1 protein-coding gene is annotated in these 1046 nt (G+C 65.3%); it reads left to right on the forward strand.

Going from position 1 to position 1046, the window contains the following annotated elements; translation table 11 throughout:
- Positions 1–234 precede the first annotated feature (234 nt).
- Positions 235–1046 (forward strand): hypothetical protein (locus tag AC1D15_RS33995; protein WP_477829538.1); only part of this gene is annotated, 812 nt, incomplete at its 3' end.

Below are 1046 nucleotides of genomic sequence, written 5' to 3' on the forward strand. Positions count from 1 at the left end.
CCTCGTAGTCCTTGATGTCCTCGATGCGACCGATGACGCTCGCGGTTTTCTAAAACCGCTTACAAATTCGGTTATTCATTGATCGCCGARTGGCGGTTCGATGCCAGGAGCGCTGCGCTCCATTTTTTTTTATTTATTCCGGTGTCGGGAAAGCGGGGCGGACTGCGTTCTAGCTAATGACACAGCGATGACTCGCTCACAGGCTTGCTTGCCCCAACCGACCGGAGAGACCCCATGACCGCCCCCACCCGCTCCCGCCTTGCCAACTCATCCCGCGCCGCAAGCGCTGCGAACTCCAAGCCCAAGCCGGCCGGCGCCAACCCGGCGCCGCACATGGCGCAAGACCCGGCTCCGCCGGCCGCGCCCAGCGTGGTGATCAGCGGCCCGGGCAAGGGTCAGCTCTTGCTTCAGGGCAGCGGCTTCGTGCTGGAACTCGTCAACACCAGTGCGGCCAGCAATGTGTCGCTCGTCAACACCGGGGGCACCCAGCTGGCGCTGGTGGGCATCAGCGCCAACAGCGCTGTGGGCGCGCTGAGCCTGGCCAATGCCGACCTGAGCGGCACGGCAGTCTTCGCGTCCAGTGTCGTCAGCCTGACCTTGGGCCAACTCAGCCAGGCGCTGGTCTCGGTCGCCGCCGGCAGCACTTTCAGCTTCAAGGCCGCGGAGCTGGCCGACGTGCAGTTGCTCGCACCGACCGCCAATGTGAATGTGGACGTCAAGCAATGGACCGGCAGCGCGGCCGGCGTGAGTGTGCTCAAAGCGGCGGGCCTCGCCAGCCTCGTCACCAAGGGCGACATGGGCGCTGATCTGTTGCTCACCGGCACGCCCGGCTTGCCTAATCTGTTCACTTTGAACAGCGTGCAAATCGGCGGTGCCCTCAGCGGCGGCTTGTGGAGCGTGCACGGGCGCGCCAACAGCATCAGCGCTGGTAGCAGCGCGCCGGCCTGGCGCGCCAACATCAGCGGCCCGGTGGTGATGTTCACAACGCAAGGCGAGGCCGCCGGCAGCCTGGCCGTGGCGGCCTTGCAAATGCTCAAGATTGATGG

Source organism: Rhizobacter sp. P2_H2 (genome assembly GCF_056403375.1).